At 70.9% G+C, this 15,891-nt stretch carries 14 protein-coding genes and 1 riboswitch; of the genes, 7 read left to right on the top strand and 7 right to left on the bottom strand.

From position 1 onward, the window contains the following. Positions 1-70 precede the first annotated feature (70 nt). The 6 genes from KUM38_RS13475 (at position 71) to KUM38_RS13450 (ending at position 7,212) form a co-directional block, all read left to right on the top strand. Entirely contained in the window at positions 71-835 is a 765-nt protein-coding gene (locus KUM38_RS13475; protein ID WP_217129564.1) for a GntR family transcriptional regulator, read from the top strand. A gap of 228 nt (positions 836-1,063) precedes the next feature. Beyond that, the gene (locus KUM38_RS13470) at positions 1,064-1,330 is read left to right on the top strand and encodes a DUF3311 domain-containing protein (RefSeq protein ID WP_217129563.1); all 267 of its coding nucleotides are present in this window, start codon (positions 1,064-1,066) and stop codon (positions 1,328-1,330) included. Continuing rightward, on the top strand, positions 1,327-2,955 hold the full coding sequence (gene mctP, locus KUM38_RS13465) for a monocarboxylate uptake permease MctP (RefSeq protein ID WP_217129562.1): 1,629 nt from the start codon (positions 1,327-1,329) through the stop codon (positions 2,953-2,955). Before KUM38_RS13470 ends, mctP begins: the two co-directional genes overlap by 4 nt. Before the next feature lie 76 nt (positions 2,956-3,031). After that, positions 3,032-3,538 carry a GNAT family N-acetyltransferase gene (locus tag KUM38_RS13460; protein ID WP_217129561.1) on the top strand — a complete coding sequence of 169 codons (507 nt, stop codon included), beginning with the start codon at positions 3,032-3,034 and terminating at the stop codon, positions 3,536-3,538. Positions 3,539-3,573: 35 nt separating this feature from the next. Continuing rightward, a riboswitch (cobalamin riboswitch) is annotated at positions 3,574-3,722 on the top strand. Between the two features lie 122 nt (positions 3,723-3,844). Further along, positions 3,845-6,205, top strand: coding sequence for a ribonucleoside-diphosphate reductase subunit alpha (locus KUM38_RS13455; RefSeq protein ID WP_217129560.1), 2,361 nt, complete (start codon positions 3,845-3,847; stop codon positions 6,203-6,205). A gap of 50 nt (positions 6,206-6,255) precedes the next feature. Continuing rightward, positions 6,256-7,212 carry a ribonucleotide-diphosphate reductase subunit beta gene (locus tag KUM38_RS13450; protein ID WP_254397133.1) on the top strand — a complete coding sequence of 319 codons (957 nt, stop codon included), beginning with the start codon at positions 6,256-6,258 and terminating at the stop codon, positions 7,210-7,212. 30 nt (positions 7,213-7,242) lie between these two features. On the opposite strand, the gene KUM38_RS13445 is transcribed toward KUM38_RS13450, so the two are convergent. Further along, positions 7,243-7,479 carry a hypothetical protein gene (locus KUM38_RS13445; RefSeq protein WP_217129558.1) on the bottom strand — a complete coding sequence of 79 codons (237 nt, stop codon included), beginning with the start codon at positions 7,477-7,479 and terminating at the stop codon, positions 7,243-7,245. 93 nt (positions 7,480-7,572) lie between these two features. Here KUM38_RS13445 and KUM38_RS13440 point away from each other — a divergent pair, with 93 nt between their 5' ends. Further along, positions 7,573-8,535, top strand: a complete 963-nt coding sequence (locus KUM38_RS13440) for a GlxA family transcriptional regulator (protein WP_217129557.1) — start codon at positions 7,573-7,575, stop codon at positions 8,533-8,535. 19 nt (positions 8,536-8,554) lie between these two features. Here KUM38_RS13440 and KUM38_RS13435 read toward each other — a convergent pair whose 3' ends face one another. The 6 genes from KUM38_RS13435 to KUM38_RS13410 form a co-directional block, all read right to left on the bottom strand. Then, complete coding sequence (locus KUM38_RS13435) at positions 8,555-9,925, bottom strand: cytochrome P450 (RefSeq protein ID WP_217129556.1); 1,371 nt, start codon at positions 9,923-9,925, stop codon at positions 8,555-8,557. After that, positions 9,922-11,007: an epi-isozizaene synthase gene (gene cyc1 / locus KUM38_RS13430; RefSeq protein WP_217129555.1), complete on the bottom strand. Its 1,086-nt coding sequence runs from the start codon at positions 11,005-11,007 to the stop codon at positions 9,922-9,924. Before cyc1 ends, KUM38_RS13435 begins: the two co-directional genes overlap by 4 nt. Before the next feature lie 219 nt (positions 11,008-11,226). Further along, positions 11,227-11,877 (bottom strand): peptide deformylase, encoded by a 651-nt coding sequence (gene def / locus KUM38_RS13425; RefSeq protein ID WP_217129554.1) that lies wholly within the window; start codon positions 11,875-11,877, stop codon positions 11,227-11,229. Between the two features lie 149 nt (positions 11,878-12,026). Further along, positions 12,027-13,007 carry a hypothetical protein gene (locus KUM38_RS13420; protein ID WP_217129553.1) on the bottom strand — a complete coding sequence of 327 codons (981 nt, stop codon included), beginning with the start codon at positions 13,005-13,007 and terminating at the stop codon, positions 12,027-12,029. A gap of 133 nt (positions 13,008-13,140) precedes the next feature. Further along, a complete protein-coding gene (locus tag KUM38_RS13415; protein ID WP_217129552.1) occupies positions 13,141-14,412 on the bottom strand; it encodes an HD-GYP domain-containing protein in 1,272 nt (423 codons plus the stop codon). After that, positions 14,409-15,803: an HD-GYP domain-containing protein gene (locus KUM38_RS13410; protein WP_217129551.1), complete on the bottom strand. Its 1,395-nt coding sequence runs from the start codon at positions 15,801-15,803 to the stop codon at positions 14,409-14,411. Before KUM38_RS13410 ends, KUM38_RS13415 begins: the two co-directional genes overlap by 4 nt. Between the last annotated feature and the right edge of the window lie 88 nt (positions 15,804-15,891).

Here is a 15,891-nt window from a genome sequence, read left to right as displayed (position 1 = left end):
GTGCCACGATGTCAGCCGTGGCCGATGGGGATGTCGGTCGTTTCGGCACCCGGAGCCGGGAAGGCAGAGCATGAGCACCGACGTCAGCAGTGCGGAGAACGAGGGTGGGACCACGGTCCGTACGGCGCGTGTGCCCAAGTACTACCGGCTGAAGAAGCACCTGCTCGACATGACCGAGACGGCGCCGCCCGGCACGCCGGTCCCGCCCGAACGCACCCTGGCGGCGGAGTTCGACACCTCGCGCACCACCGTGCGCCAGGCGCTCCAGGAGCTGGTGGTCGAGGGGCGTCTCGAGCGCATCCAGGGCAAGGGCACCTTCGTCGCGAAGCCCAAGGTCTCCCAGGCGCTCCAGCTCACGTCGTACACCGAGGACATGCGCGCCCAGGGCCTGGAGCCCACCTCGCAGCTGCTGGACCTCGGCTACATCACCGCCGACGACCGGCTCGCCGGGCTGCTCGACATCACGGCCGGCGGGCGGGTGCTGCGCATCGAGCGGCTGCGCATGGCCAACGGCGAGCCGATGGCCATCGAGACCACCCATCTGAGCGCCAAGCGCTTCCCCGCGCTGCGCCGCAGCCTGACGAAGTACACGTCCCTCTACACCGCCCTCGCCGAGGTGTACGACGTCCGTCTCGCGGAGGCCGAGGAGACGATCGAGACGTCCCTGGCCACCCCGCGCGAGGCCGGCCTGCTCGGCACCGACGTCGGCCTGCCGATGCTGATGCTGTCCCGGCACTCGCTGGACCGGGACGGACAGCCGGTGGAGTGGGTGCGGTCGGTGTACCGGGGCGACCGGTACAAGTTCGTCGCACGCCTGAAGCGCCCCCAGGACTGAGCCCGGACCCGTCCCCGCGGCGGGTCCTCGGCGGATCCTCTGCGGGCCCTCGGCGGGTCCGCAAAACCCGGCGAAGCGGGCGGTCGGCAGGGGTTTCGTTGCTGTTTCCTCTCGGTTGAGCGGCGCCTGGGTACCGCTATGCGGACGAGGGGTTACGACTGCGCCACACCCTGACCTAGATTTCCTGCGCATTACCGCCGGTGATCAGTGAGGGGACGGAGCCGTCTGATGTCACAAGCCCCAGAAACCAGAGGAGGGCCGGTGGTGACGCCCATGCGCGTCGTCATCGCCCTCTGTCTCGTCGCACCATTCGTAGCCATGCTGTGGGTCGGGTCCTACGCGAAGACCGACCCGGTGTTCATCGGCATCCCGTTCTTCTACTGGTACCAGATGCTGTGGGTGCTGGTCTCCACCGCCCTGACGATGATCGCGTACAAGCTCTGGCAGCGTGACCAGCGCGCCCGCTCGGCCGCGAAGGGCGGTGCGTCGCAGTGAACGACGGCGTCAACGGCGTGGCACTCGCCGTCTTCATCTTCTTCTTCCTGCTGGTCACGGCGATGGGCTTCATGGCCGCGCGCTGGCGCAAGGCCGAGAACGAGCACAGCCTGGACGAGTGGGGCCTGGGCGGACGGTCCTTCGGGACCTGGGTCACCTGGTTCCTGCTCGGCGGCGACCTGTACACCGCGTACACGTTCGTGGCCGTACCGGCGGCGATCTACGCGGCGGGCGCGGCCGGCTTCTTCGCGGTGCCGTACACGATCCTGGTGTACCCGCTGATCTTCACCTTCCTGCCCCGGCTGTGGTCGGTGTCGCACAAGCACGGGTATGTGACGACGTCCGACTTCGTGCGCGGCCGGTTCGGCTCGAAGGGGCTGTCGCTGGCCGTCGCGGTCACCGGCATCCTGGCCACGATGCCGTACATCGCGCTCCAGCTGGTCGGCATCCAGGCCGTGCTGGACGTGATGGGCGTCGGCGGCGGCGAGGACACCAACTGGTTCGTCAAGGACCTGCCGCTGCTGATCGCCTTCGGTGTGCTGGCGGCGTACACGTACTCGTCGGGTCTGCGGGCCCCCGCGCTGATCGCGTTCGTGAAGGACACGCTGATCTACATCGTGATCGCCGTGGCGATCATCTACATCCCGATCAAGCTGGGCGGCTTCGACGAGATCTTCGCCTCCGCGCGGGAGGCGTACAGCGAGACCAACCCGGCCACGGGCGCGCCGCGCGGTGCGCTGGTGCCGGGCGAGGCGGGCCAGTGGACGTACGCCACGCTGGCGCTGGGCTCGGCGCTCGCGCTGTTCATGTACCCGCACTCGATCACCGCGACGCTGTCCTCGCGCAGCCGTGAGGTGATCCGCCGCAACACCACGATCCTGCCGCTGTACTCCCTGATGCTGGGCCTGCTGGCGCTGCTCGGCTTCATGGCGATCGCGGCCGGGGTCAAGGTCAGCAACGGCCAGCTGGCGATCCCGCAGCTGTTCGAGAACATGTTCCCGGACTGGTTCGCGGGCGTGGCGTTCGCGGCGATCGGCATCGGCGCGCTGGTGCCGGCGGCGATCATGTCGATCGCGGCGGCGAACCTCTTCACCCGCAACATCTACAAGGACTTCATCAAGCCGGACGCGACGCCGAAGCAGGAGACCCAGGTCTCCAAGGTCGTGTCCCTGCTGGTGAAGGTGGGCGCGCTGGCCTTCGTCCTGACCATGGACAAGACCGTCGCCATCAACTTCCAGCTGCTCGGCGGCATCTGGATCCTGCAGACCTTCCCGGCGCTGGTGGGCGGCCTGTTCACCCGCTGGTTCCACCGCTGGGCGCTGATCGGCGGCTGGGCGGTCGGCATGGTCTACGGCACGGTCGCCGCGTACGGGGTGGCCTCGCCGACGCAGAAGCACTTCGGCGGGTCGTCGAAGGAGATCCCGGGCATCGGCGAGATCGGCTACATCGGCCTCACCGCGTTCGTGATCAACGTCCTGGTCACGGTCGTCCTGACCTTCGTCATGAGGGCCCTCAAGGCGCCCGAGGGCGTCGACGAGACCAAGCCGCAGGACTACACGGCGGACGCGGGTGACCCCGGTGTCCAGGTGGAACTTCCGCCGGCCACGGCGGGCAGCAGCCACTGACGCCCGCGACGCGGGACGACGGGCCGCCGGAGAAATCCGGCGGCCCGTCGTCGTACCCGTCCGGCAGACTCCCCCCATGGACATCGTCATCCGGCCGGTGGAACCCGGCGAGCACGGAGAACTCGGTGAGATCACCGCGCAGGCCTATCTGCTGGACGGGCTGCTCGACTTCGGGGAGAGCGACGCGTACCTCGGTGAGCTGCGGGACGTGGCGAAGCGGGCGGCGACCGCCGAGGTGCTGGTCGCCGTGGAGAACGGGGCGGTGCTGGGCGGGGTGACCTTCGTGCCGGGTCCCGGCCCGATGGCCGACATGGCCGGGCCGGGCGAGGCGGAGATCCGGATGCTCGCGGTCGCCCGCGCGGGCCGCGGCCGGGGCGCCGGGGAGGCCCTGGTGCGTGCCTGCGTCGACCGGGCGCGGGCCGTCGAGGGGTGCGTGCGGATCGTGCTGTCGACCCAGCGCACCATGCGCTCCGCCCACCGCGTCTACGAGCGGCTGGGGTTCACCCGCAGCCCGGAGCGCGACTGGAACCCCCTGCCGGACCTGGACGACATCACTCTGCTCGCCTACGAGTTGACGCTCTGACACCTTCGCGACACAACATATGGGGTTGGCGGCGACACCCGACACAAGATGTATGCTCGTGCTCGCTGTCGTCGCAGGGGAATCCGGTGTGAATCCGGAACTGTCCCGCAACGGTGTACCCATGCCCGCGTACGCGTGTGCGTGGGCGTCAGTCCGAGGACCTGCCGACAGCGCGCCCGGCCGTCCGGTCCGGGTGCGTGGACGTCCGGGCCTCGTGGAATGGGCCGGTGGACGCGACGCCGCGTGCGCTCGTGTGCTGCCCCCTGCCCTCTTCGAGGCCCCGTGCCGAGCGAGGGAGAGCCCCACGTGACCATCGCGCCAGCCGATCCGGCCTCAGCGATCGACGTGACCGAGGAGAGCGGCGGCCCCGGTGCCGCGCTGCTGCGGACCCTGACCGAGCTGACCGCCGACCTGCCGGACGCCGACCCCGGCCGGGTCGCCGCCGCCGCGCTGCGCGGCCGGTCCGCCTCCGCCGACGAGGCGGAGTTGCGGGAGCTGGCCACCGAGGCGGCGGCCGGGCTCATCTCCGAGGACCCGGCCTACTCCCGGCTCGCCGCCCGGCTGCTGACCCTCGGCATCCGCGCCGAGGCCGCCTCGCAGGGCGTCACCTCGTTCACCGGGTCCGTCGCGACCGGGCACCGCGAGGGCCTGATCGCCGACCGGACCGCCGCGTTCGTCCGGCTGCACGCGGACCGGCTCGACGCGCTGATCGACACCGGCGCCGACGACCGCTTCGGCTACTTCGGCCTGCGCACCCTGTACAGCCGCTACCTGCTGCGGCACCCGCTCACCCGCAAGGTCGTCGAGACGCCCCAGCACTTCCTGCTGCGGGTCGCCGCCGGACTCGCCGAGGACGACAGCGCGCGCTCGGTGGACGAGGTCGCCGCGCTGTACGGGCTGATGAGCCGCCTGGACTACCTGCCCTCCTCCCCCACCCTGTTCAACTCCGGCACGCGGCACCCGCAGATGTCGTCCTGCTACCTCCTCGACTCCCCCAAGGACGAGCTGGACTCCATCTACGACCGCTACCACCAGGTCGCCCGCCTCTCCAAGCACGCCGGCGGCATCGGCCTGTCCTACTCCCGCATCCGCGCCCGGGGTTCGCTGATCCGCGGCACCAACGGGCACTCCAACGGCATCGTCCCGTTCCTGAAGACGCTCGACGCCTCGGTCGCCGCCGTGAACCAGGGCGGCCGGCGCAAGGGGGCGGCGGCGGTCTACCTGGAGACCTGGCACTCCGACATCGAGGAGTTCCTGGAGCTGCGCGACAACACCGGCGAGGACGCCCGCCGTACGCACAACCTGAACCTCGCGCACTGGGTGCCGGACGAGTTCATGCGCCGGGTGGAGGCCGACGAGCAGTGGTCGCTGTTCTCCCCCTCCGACGTGCCCGAACTGGTCGACCTGTGGGGCGAGGAGTTCGACGCGGCGTACCGGGCCGCCGAGGCGAAGGGCCTGGCGAGGAAGACCCTCCCGGCCCGCGAGCTGTACGGCCGCATGATGCGCACCCTCGCGCAGACCGGCAACGGCTGGATGACCTTCAAGGACGCCGCCAACCGCACGGCGAACCAGACCGCCGAGCCGGGCCACGTCATCCACTCCTCGAACCTCTGCACGGAGATCCTGGAGGTCACCGACGACGGGGAGACGGCGGTCTGCAACCTGGGGTCGGTCAACCTCGGTGCCTTCGTGGAGCAGGGGGACATCGACTGGGAGCGCCTCGACGAGACGGTGCGCACGGCCGTGACGTTCCTCGACCGGGTCGTCGACATCAACTTCTACCCGACCGAGCAGGCGGGCCGCTCCAACGCCAGGTGGCGCCCCGTCGGTCTCGGCGCCATGGGCCTGCAGGACGTCTTCTTCAAGCTGCGGCTGCCCTTCGACTCCCCGGAGGCGAAGGCCCTGTCCACGAGGATCGCCGAGCGGATCATGCTCGCCGCGTACGAGACCTCCGCCGACCTGGCCGAGCGGGACGGCCCGCTCCCGGCCTGGGAGAAGACCCGTACCGCCCGGGGCGTGCTGCACCCCGACCACTACGACACCGACCTGACCTGGCCGGAGCGCTGGGCGGCGCTGCGGACGCGGATCGCCTCCGTCGGGATGCGCAACGCGCTGCTCCTGGCGATCGCGCCCACCGCCACCATCGCGTCGATCGCGGGCGGGTACGAGTGCATCGAGCCGCAGGTGTCCAACCTGTTCAAGCGCGAGACGCTGTCCGGGGAGTTCCTCCAGGTCAATTCGTACCTGGTGGACGACCTGAAGCGGCTCGGCGTGTGGGACGCGCGCACCCGTGAGGCGCTGCGCGAGGCGGGCGGCTCGGTGCAGGACTTCGCCTGGATCCCCGAGGAGGTGCGCCGGCTGTACCGCACGGCGTGGGAGATCCCGCAGCGCGGTCTGATCGACATGGCCGCCGCCCGCACCCCGTTCCTGGACCAGGCGCAGTCGCTCAACCTGTTCCTGGAGACGCCGACCATCGGGAAGCTCTCCTCGATGTACGCGTACGCCTGGAAGCAGGGCCTGAAGACCACGTACTACCTGCGCTCCCGCCCGGCGACCCGGATCGCCCGCGCGGCGGCCCGCACCACCGTCCCCGTTCAGCAGGCGGCCGACCCCGAGGCCGTCGCCTGCTCCCTGGAAAACCCCGAGTCCTGCGAGGCCTGCCAGTGACGACCACCAAGAACCTGCTCGACCCCGGCTTCGAGCTGACTCTCCGCCCCATGCGCTACCCCGACTTCTACGAGCGCTACCGGGACGCCATCAAGAACACCTGGCACGTGGAGGAGGTGGACCTCCACTCGGACGTGACCGACCTGGCGAAGCTCAGCCCCGAGGAGCAGCACCTGATCGGCCGGCTGGTCGCGTTCTTCGCGACGGGCGACTCGATCGTGGCCAACAACCTGGTGCTGACCCTGTACAAGCACATCAACTCCCCCGAGGCGCGGCTGTACCTGTCGCGGCAGCTCTTCGAGGAGGCGGTGCACGTCCAGTTCTATCTGACGCTGCTCGACACCTATCTGCCCGACCCGGACGACCGGGCGGCGGCCTTCGCGGCGGTGGAGAACATCCCGTCCATCCGGGAGAAGGCCGAGTTCTGCTTCACGTGGATGGACTCGGTGGAGAAGATCGACCGGCTGGAGACGCAGGCCGACCGCCGCCGCTTCCTGCTGAACCTCATCTGCTTCGCCGCGTGCATCGAGGGCCTGTTCTTCTACGGGGCGTTCGCCTACGTCTACTGGTTCCGCGGCCGGGGTCTGCTGCACGGGCTGGCGACCGGCACCAACTGGGTGTTCCGGGACGAGACGATGCACATGTCCTTCGCCTTCGACGTGGTCGACACCGTGCGCAAGGAGGAGCCGGAGCTGTTCGACGAGCAGTTGGGGCAGCAGGTCACCGACATGCTGCGCGAGGCGGTCGAGGCGGAACTGCAGTTCGCGCGCGACCTGTGCGGGGACGGGCTGCCGGGCATGAACACCGACTCGATGCGGCAGTACCTGGAGTGCGTCGCCGACCAGCGGCTGGTGCGGCTGGGCTTCGCGCCGGTGTACGGCTCGGAGAACCCGTTCTCCTTCATGGAGCTCCAGGGCGTCCAGGAGCTGACGAACTTCTTCGAGCGGCGCCCGTCCGCGTACCAGGTCGCCGTGGAGGGCACGGTCGACCTGGACGAGGACTTCTAGGCAGTCGTGTGTCCGGACACCGCCCCGCCGTCACGCCGCTCGCGCGGTGCGGCGCGGGGCGGCGCCCGTCGCCGGGCGTGCGGCCGCCGGCCCCTCGCGGTGCCCGGCGGCGGCGCGGGCGGCGGCGCGGGCGGCCTCGGCCCGCTCGATCTGCCGGTCGATCCGCCGCTCGCGCGCGATGCCGATCAGGGCGGGCAGGGTCATGAAGAGGAACAGGCCGAGAACGGCCACCATCGCGATCAGCGCTTCCCTCTGTGTCGTATCCATGGACACCACTGTCGCGCCGAACGCTCCTTACCGGCAGTGGCAGGACTGCCGCACACCCTCGATTTACTGCCAAGAACGCGGCACACTGGAGCCATGCTCCGGAACGTGGCCGCCGTCCTCCTCGACGGTGTGAATCCCTTCGAACTCGGCGTCGTCTGCGAGGTCTTCGGTGTGGACCGCAGCGACGACGGCCTACCGGTCTACGACTTCGCCGTCGCCTCGGCCGACGGTCCCGCGGTGCGCACCAACACGTGCTTCTCCCTCCAGGTCGAGCACGGTCTGGAGCGTCTGGAGACGGCCGATCTCATCGCCGTACCCGCCGGCTCCTCCTACGTCTCCCGGGAGTTCCCGCCCGAACTGCTGGACGCCCTGCGCCGGGCCGTGGACCGGGGCGCGCGGGTGCTCAGCGTCTGCTCCGGGGTGTTCGTGCTCGCCGCCGCCGGACTCCTCGACGGCCGGCGCGCCGCCGCCCACTGGAAGCACGCGGAGGATCTGACCAGGCGGTATCCCCATCTGACGGTCGAGCCGGATGTGCTCTACGTCGACGAGGACCCGGTGATCACCTCCGCGGGCACCGCCGCCGGCATCGACGCCTGTCTGCATCTGGTGCGCAAGGAGCAGGGCCCGGAGGTCGCCAACAAGATCGCCCGGCGCATGGTGGTGCCCCCGCACCGCGACGGCGGGCAGGCCCAGTACATCGAGCGCCCGCTGCCGCGGTCCGGGGGCGACACCGTCTCCGAAGTCCTGGTGTGGATGGAGCGGCACCTCGACGAGGAGACCACCGTCGAGCAGCTCGCCGCCCGCGCCCACATGGCACCGCGCACCTTCGCCCGCCGCTTCCAGCAGGAGACCGGCACCACGCCCTACCGCTGGATCCTGCGCCAGCGGGTGCTGCTGGCCCAGCGTCTGCTGGAGGCGACGGACGAGACGGTGGACGCGATCGCGGGCCGTACCGGCTTCGGCAACGCGGCGGCGCTGCGCCACCACTTCGTACGGACCGTCGGTACCACCCCGCACGCCTACCGGCGCGCGTTCAGGGGCCCGGAGGCCGCCTGAACGCGCGCCGCGCGACCGGTCAGCGGGGCACCGCCCGCAGCCTCAGGCCGCGCGGCCGGAGCGTGATGCCGATCCGGGGCCGGGCGTCGGAGCCGGGCGCGTGGTCGAAGCGGTAGGCGGAGGCGATCACCGCGGTGGTGAGCGTGAGCTCGGCCATCGAGAAGTGGTCGCTGGGACACTTGCGGTTGCCCACGCTGAACGGACTCATCGCGTACTTGGGCACCTCCCCCGCCCGCTCCGGGAGCCAGCGGTCGGGGTCGAACTCCTCGTGCCGCTCGTACGACCGCCGGTCGCGCTGGATCGCGTACGGACTGTAGATGACGTCCGCGCCCCGGGGAATGCGGTATCCACCGAGTTCCGTGTCGGTCACCGCACGGCGGGTCAATATCCATACGGCCGGATACAGCCGCAGGGTCTCGACGACGACATTCGCGGTGTACGTCAGCTTCCGGACGTCCTCGAATGCGACCGGGCGGTCACCCACGACGGTTTTCACCTCGTCGCGGATCTTGTCGCCGAGTTCCGGGTGCTCGGTGAGAACCAGGAGGAGCGACATGATCGTGGCTCCGACGGTTTCGCTGCCGGGGGTGAGTATGGCGATGACCTGGTCGTGGATCTCCTGTTCCCCGATGGGATCGCCATTCTCGTCCTTCGCCTCCAGCAAAGCCGTCAGCAAATCGTTCGACTTTTGACCGCTCGCCCGTCGGTCGGCGACGATCTCGTCGACCAGGACATGCAGATCGGCCAACGCGCGGTTGAATTCCCGGTTGGCCGGAAGCGGAACCTTGTAGAGCGGTCCGAGCGGTACCACCATGCGCTGGTACATGCCGCTGAACAGCGTGGCGAGGTCGGCGCAGATGCGTTCCGCCCGGGCGTCCATGGAGCTGCCGCGCATCAGGCAGCGGGCGGTCACCCGGACGGCCACGCGGAACGACTCCGCCGTGACGTCCAGCACCTCTCCGGACCGCCAGCGCTCCACGAGCGCGTACGCCTCCTCCGCCATGATCGGCCCGTACGCGGGGATCGCGTCCAACTTGAAGGCGGGCTGGATGGTGCGGCGCTGGCGCCGGTGCAGCGGGCCGTTGGCGGTGGCGACGCCCTCCTTGCCGAGCAGGCTCTCCAGGGACTCCCACAGCGGTCCGGCGATGATGTAGTCGGGGCTCAGCGCCACCGCCCCGGTGAGGGCGGGGGTGGTGACGGCGTACACCGTCTTCGGTCCGAGCTTGAGGCGCACGACGTCGCCGTGGTCACGCAGCCGGGACATGAAGGACAGCGGATCGCGCGCCAGTTTCCAGCCGTGGCCGAGGACGGGGACTCCTCCGCCGGCCACGGGAGGCTCACGCAGCGCGGTCGCCTCGGCCGTTTCGGGGTTCACGGACTCGACGGTCATGACTCACCTGCCGTTTCGTTGTCGACGTACGGGGGTGTGGACCGGTCGTCCCAGCTGTCGACCCGGTACCGGCCGGACTCGTGGTGGAACCAGTAGACGGAGCTGAACCAGTTCCGCATGTTGCCGACGCAGGCGCGTACGGCGGCACTCGTTTCCTTTCCTCCCACCGTTCCGTCGTCGAGGGCGTCCGCGAAGCGCAAGGCGTCCCGTTCGGCGTCCTGGAATTCGCTGATGCATTCCTCGACGCGACGCCTCATGTCCGTGATTGCCTCTTCGAGTGTGAGTTCCTCGTGAGTGATGAGACTGATACCGAGATTGTGTACCTCACTGCCCGCTATTTCCTTCGGCAGTGAACACAGGTCGTTGTACCAGGCGGCGAATTCCTGACTGAGCAGTGCCGCCTTCCGGTAGGCGGGGTTCTGCCGTATCTCGTCCGGTAGTTCACTGCCCGCGCTCGGCTCCAGGAGATCGGTCCAGATCCAGTGCGCGAAGGTGAGCCGGCGAAGTTCCAGGTATTCCTCGACGGTGGGGACGATCCCCTCCGTGCGGTTGTGGAATTCCCGGTCGTACGCCTCGATCACCTCGTGGAAGTGCCGGGCGAACCGGGCGTTCCAGCCGCCCGACAGGAACGCGTACAGCCGCTCCACGCTGTCCGCGAGCCCCGCCACCACCGGGTCCTCGTGGCCCAGGTGGTCACCGGGGCTGTCGAGGGCCCGGTGCAGCCGGTCCTTCAGCCGCCGCCAGGCGGCGGGGCGGCCGTGCACGATGTCGCGGTCGTGCCGGTCGTCCCAGACGAAGAACCACGCGCTGTAGTCCGCTATCGCCTGCAGGACGTCGTCGGGGGCACCTATGTAGTAGCCCGCCATAAGGTCGGTGTAGCACAGGCCATCGGCATATTCCTCCACCTTGTCCGCCGGCATGAGCCGCTTTTCAAGCAGCCACGCCCTGGTCGCCTTCTGAAGCTGGGGCCAATACGGGTGGAGTTGCCGGGGAAACGCCGCCTCGATCACCGGAAGAGACAGCGCCGGTGGAACTGTGATGGTGGTCGGTGTCGATGTGGTGCCGTGTGACAAAGCATGCACGAACAATCCCCTCTCTGCCGCCGGTCGGCGCGCCCCCACCCCGATCCGGGCGCACGCCGTGCGCATCCCCGTACCTCCATTCAGCACCACAACTGACCGTTCTGGGAACGGATTTGCTTATTTCGCTGCTACGGAGGACACACAGACGAACGGCGCCCGATCGAGAAAGTGCTCGATCGGGCGCCGTCGGCGAGGAGACGGAGGGGCTCCGGAGGCCGGTCAGTCGTTGGCCACCACGGGGTAACGCGGCTCGTTCTCGGCCATCTGCCGCAGCGCGTCCTTGCGCTCGCGCTTGGACAGCCGGTCGATGTAGAGGTAGCCGTAGAGGTGGTCGGTCTCGTGCTGCAAACACCGTGCGAAGTAGCCGGTGCCGCGTACCCGGACCGGGTTGCCCTTCTCGTCCTGCCCGGTCACTTCGGCGTAGTCGGGGCGGGCCAGCGGCATGTACGCCGTGGGCACCGACAGGCAGCCCTCGTTGCTGTCGTCCAGCCGGCGCCGCTCGGCGGGCAGTTCGACCAGCTCGGGGTTGCAGAGCACACCGACGTGCCGCACACCCTCGTCGTCCGGGCAGTCGTAGACGAAGACCTTCTTGTCCACACCGATCTGGTTGGCGGCCAGGCCCACGCCCTCGGCGGTGCGCTGGCTGGCGAACATGTCGGCGACCAGCTGCTGGAGCTCGTCGCCGAAGTCCGTCACGTCCTTGCACTCCTGGTGCAGCACCGGGTTGCCGACCACGGTGATCGGGCGCGAGGTGCCGCGCTCCCGCCACGCCGTCTCGCGCTCCTCGCAGTCCTCCGTGTCGATGACGTACCCCTCGTCGTCGACGGGGAGCACGCCCGCGTGCTGCTGATCGGTGTCCTGCTGAGCCATGACCGACGTGTGCCTTCCTGAGTAAAACCGGGGTTGTGATCTGACAAGGGTACGGCGAAGCGCCCCTTCAGGGGCGCGGGACTGTGCCGTGTGCGGCTCCGCCGCGTGGGCGCGAACAACCACGACGGATCCGCACGCGGCCGACGGCCTCAGCAGACCTCTTCAAGATCCCGCCAGTCCCGCGAGTCCGGACTGTCCGCAACCCACCCGTCCAGCAACCCCCTGACCAGCGAAGCCGGCGCAGCCACCCCGCACTCCCGCTCCGGCACCCACAACTGCCCGTCCGTACGGTGCCCGAGCGGCCCGGGATGCCCCGGCTCGCTGTGATCGTGCGGGTCCAGGTGCTCGCCCTCCCCCTCGTCGGACGGCATCCGGGACTCCGAGCACATCCGACACAGCAGCCGCACGGAGGACGACCAGTCCTCGGCCGCGAACCCGGCGTCGGAGGCCAGCTGCTCCAGCGCGTCCCGGTCGGCCTCGGTCGCGGCCTCCAGCAGCACCACCCAGGTCGGCACCGGCGAGGGCGCCCACAACTCGATCTCGTCGAACACCGGGTAGGTGTGCCCGGCGGCGGTGCTCCGCTCCCCGTGCGGCACGCCGTCGTGCAGGACGACCTCGCCCCAGCGGCGCCCGGAGGACGGCAGCGGAATGGACAGCACCTCGATCCGGGCGGGGTCGAGGCGCCGCCCCCACACGACCTCCGCCTCCCCCTCCGGGGACAGCCGTACGGCCGCGCTGCCCAGGTCCATGCCGAGGGGCTCGCCGGAGTCGGTGGCCGGTCCGGGCACCTTGAGTCCGTAGGCCTGCCAGGCCCGCCGGGCCAGCGGCCAGTCCTGCAGGGCGGTGGCGGCGATGCCCACGTTCCACCAGTCGGGAGCCCCGGTGTCGCGGTCGAGCAGCGCCACGGCCCGCAGACCCGCCGCCCGCGCCTGCTCCCAGTCGTGCCGGAACTTGTGCAGCAGGGCGAGGTTGAACCAGGACTCCGACAACCAGGGCTCCAGATCGGCGGCACGGGTCAGCAGCGCGCCCGCGTCCTCGTACCGGCCGTCGCCGATGAGCGTGAACGCACGGTCCGTGGCCTGCCGCCAGGAGGCGGAGGGCCGGTGCCGTCCCTTGCCGAAGATCCTCACGATTCCCGCCTGCCGGTTCCGTCGGTGGGCTGGCCGTACCTGTCCGCGCCCCCGGACACCCTCTCCATCGCATCCAACCACGTACGGCCGCGAGGGCGCTCATTACCCATGGGTTACCCAGCCTCGGCCGGGATCAGACAGTCCCGTTCGTGGCCCTCGCCACGATCGGCCCTTCGTGTTCACGTGCCCCCTCCGTGTTCCGTGACAGCACCCGGGCCAGTGCTTCGACCACCTCCGGCGCGTACTCCCCGGCGGTTCCCAGGCGCAGTTCCTCCAGCGCGGTCAGCGGCCCGCCGGGCCCTCCTTCCCGGGACTTCTCCTCGTACGCGTTGACCACCCGGACGATACGCGCGGCGAGCGGCTGCTCCCGGTGCGGGTCGGCCTGGCGTTCGACGATCGCGGCCACGCGCGGGTCCACCCCGGTCTGGCGCACCACGGCGCCGCCGAGCAGCGCGATCCGCCGCTGCTCGGTGACCGGCAGGACGGCGGTGGCGCCACCGGGGACCGGGTCGACGAGGCTGAGCTGGCCGATGTCGTGCATCAGGGCGGCGTACTCCAGCACGGTCAGTTCGGGTTCGGTCAGCCCGAGGTCCCGGCCCACCGCCCGGCTGAGCGCGGCGACCCGGCGGGCGTGCCCGGCCGGGGTGCATCCGGCGATCTCGGTGGCCCGCGCGAGGGAGGTGATGGTCTGCCGGTAGGTGGCGCGCACGGCGGCGTACCGCCGGTAGGACAGCTGGGCGAGCAGCAGGGGTACGGAGAAGACGGGCAGCGCCCACAGCCCCACGACCGCGACCCCGAGCGCCATCACCGCGCCCGTGGCGACGACCGCGGCCCCGATGCCGGGCACGGCCCGCAGTTCGTCGCGCAGCGTCGGCAGGAAGGGCCATCCGGTGCGGGAGTGGGCCAGCGCGGCGGCGAGCACGGCGTCGCACAGCGCGGTGAGGGACAGCAGGGCGAGCAGGAGCAGCGCGTGGGCGGGGCCTCCCCAGCCGTCGAAGGTGCCCCGGTTGTACAACGGCTGGAAGCACACGGCGGCGAACCCGACGGTCAGCACCCTGCGGGCCGACGGGTCGAGGGCGGGTCCTTCACCACGCCCGACGTGCGGCACGCTGCCGAGCAGGGACGCGGCGAGCACCACGGTGACGACCTGGGCGGCGCCGTGGTGGGTGGGCCGCCCCGCGGTCTCGCCGAGCAGCGCGTACGACAGTGAGCCCGCGGCGGCGAGCGGCGCCGCCTCCCTGATCCGTGTCCCGTTGCGCCGGGTGAGCTCGCCGACGGCGATGAGCACCCCGAAGGCGAGAGCGGCACCGCGTTCCTCGACGCCGTTGTAGAGGGTGCCGCCGAGGGAACCGGCGGCGAGGACGACGGCGCACAGGTGGACGACGGTGTGGAGCCGGGGCCTCATCGGCGCGCCCCGGGCCGGCCGGCGACCGGTGCGGCGGGCCCGGGCACGGCGGTGGACCGTGTGCCGCCGGCGGCCGGCCGGGGGTCGTCGGCGGTCACCGCCGGATGCCAGCCGTCCCGGCCGATCGCCCGGATCAGCGCGGCCACCATCCGCGGGTCGAAGTGGGTGCCCGCGCACCGCCGGAGCTCCTCCAGCGCCACGGACACGGGCCGCGCCCTGCTGTAGGAGCGGGTGGAGGTCATCGCGTCGAAGGCGTCGGCGACGGCGACCACCCGTGCGGACTCGGGGATCTGACTGCCCGACAGGCCGTAGGGGTAGCCGGCGCCGTCCAGCCGTTCGTGGTGGTGCAGCACCGCCGCGCGGGCCTCGCCGAGGAAGGAGATCCCCCGCACCATCTCGTGCCCGTACTCGGGGTGCAGTTCGATCACCCGGCGCTCCTCGGGGGTCAGCGGGCCGTTCTTGGTGAGCAGCCGGGTGGGCACGCCGAGCTTGCCGACGTCGTGCAGGATGCCCGCGAAGCGGAGCACCTCGACGCGCTCGTCGTCCATGCCGAGTTCCCGCGCGATCATCATGGAGGCCCGTCCGACGCGTTCGCTGTGCCCGCGCGTGTAGCCGTCCTTGATGTCGACGGCCTGGACGAGGGCGCGGATCGTCGCCTGATGGGCGGCCCGCTCCCGGTGGTACTGGGCGAACGCCCACCAGGAGACGCCCATCGGCAGCAGCACGAGCAGCGCGGCCACGGGGCCGTAGGGGCTGCGCCACAGCAGCGCCATCATGAGTCCGGCGAGGCCGTGCACGGTGATCGGTGCCAGCGACCCGAGGAACAGCCGCCACCAGGCGGCCGGCGCCGAGATCCGCCTCCCGCGCGGGAGCACGCCGGGCGCCGGGATGCCGCCGTCCAGCAGGGTGAGCACCAGGCAGAACACCAGCACCGCGGCCCCGGCCGTGCCGAGCGCGCCCGGGACGTCGCAGTCCGCCACCGCGTCCCGGCCGCCGACCGCCAGGTGGACCCGGCTCGCGGCCCATACGGCGAGCACCAGCCGGCCGGCCCGCCAGAGCCTGCGCGCCAGGTACGGGCGTTGTTCCACGGGGAGCAGCAGCGCCCCGGGGAGCGCGACCAGCGCCGCGGCGGACGGTGGCAGCAGGAAGGCCCCGGCGAGCAGGACGGGGTGGAAGGTTCCGCCCGGGTGCGGGGCGGCGGCCGGGCGCGACCGGGCGAGGCGCTCGCAGCCCGCATACACCGCGGCGAGCAGGGCGACCGCCCACCAGGAGAAGCGCGCACCGCCCGGCGGGGACACCGGGACCGAGGGGACCAGGGACAGCGGACAGAGCAGGCCCAGCACGGTGACACAGACGACATACGCGCGGGCCCGCGCCGGTAACGCCTCCATGAACCCCTCCCCGACCGTGCCCGCCGACACCCGGCCTGTCACCTGTCAGGCTCTGGAGCCTAGGACGGCGGGGTGTGCCTCCACGGGC

This window comes from Streptomyces sp. AC558_RSS880 (genome assembly GCF_019049255.1).
Lineage (GTDB): Bacteria > Actinomycetota > Actinomycetes > Streptomycetales > Streptomycetaceae > Streptomyces.
Note: the sequence above shows the minus strand (reverse complement) of the source record. Positions and strands in the feature narration are given on the sequence as shown.